This window comes from Streptomyces sp. NPDC001549 (assembly GCF_042894025.1).
Classification (GTDB): domain Bacteria; phylum Actinomycetota; class Actinomycetes; order Streptomycetales; family Streptomycetaceae; genus Streptomyces; species Streptomyces kutzneri.
Window position 1 is genome coordinate 1 of the sequence record NZ_JBIAVJ010000089.1, and the last position, 1030, is coordinate 1030.

The window sequence follows — 1030 nt, forward strand, 5'->3', positions numbered from 1 at the left end:
CGCGACAAGAAGCTGCTGCGGGAGAAGGACGACAACCTCGCGGGCGAGGACATCCGCGAGGGTCTGACGGCGATCATCTCGGTCAAGCTGGGCGAGCCCCAGTTCGAGGGTCAGACGAAGACGAAGCTGGGCAACACGGAGGCCAAGACCTTCGTGCAGAAGGTCGTCCACGAGCACCTCAACGACTGGTTCGACCGTAACCCGGTCGAGGCCGCGGACATCATCCGCAAGTCGATCCAGGCGGCCACGGCGCGCGTCGCGGCCCGCAAGGCCCGTGACCTGACCCGTCGCAAGGGTCTGCTGGAGTCGGCCTCGCTGCCGGGCAAGCTGTCGGACTGCCAGTCGAACGACCCGACCAAGTGCGAGATCTTCATCGTCGAGGGTGACTCGGCCGGCGGCTCCGCGAAGTCCGGCCGCAACCCGATGTACCAGGCCATCCTGCCGATCCGCGGCAAGATCCTGAACGTCGAGAAGGCCCGTATCGACAAGATCCTCCAGAACACCGAGGTCCAGGCGCTGATCAGTGCCTTCGGCACCGGTGTGCACGAGGACTTCGACATCGAGAAGCTCCGCTATCACAAGATCATCCTGATGGCGGACGCCGACGTCGACGGCCAGCACATCAACACCCTGCTGCTGACCTTCCTGTTCCGCTTCATGCGGCCGCTGGTCGAGGCCGGTCACGTGTACCTGTCGCGCCCGCCGCTGTACAAGATCAAGTGGGGCCGGGACGACTTCGAGTACGCGTACTCGGACCGCGAGCGCGACGCGCTGGTGGAGCTCGGCAAGCAGAACGGCAAGCGGATCAGGGAAGACTCGATCCAGCGCTTCAAGGGTCTGGGCGAGATGAACGCCGAGGAACTGCGCGTCACGACCATGGACGTGGACCACCGCGTGCTCGGCCAGGTCACCCTGGACGACGCGGCGCAGGCCGACGACCTGTTCTCGGTGCTGATGGGTGAGGACGTCGAGGCGCGGCGCTCCTTCATCCAGCGCAACGCCAAGGACGTCCGCTTCCTCGACATCTGAG

General features: G+C 65.3%; 1 protein-coding gene. It reads left to right on the top strand.

Translation table 11 applies throughout. The features are described 5' to 3' along the window. On the top strand, window positions 1-1029 hold a 1029-nt coding region (locus ACFY04_RS43715), incomplete at its 5' end, for a toprim domain-containing protein (protein WP_389126652.1). Window position 1030 lies beyond the last annotated feature (1 nt).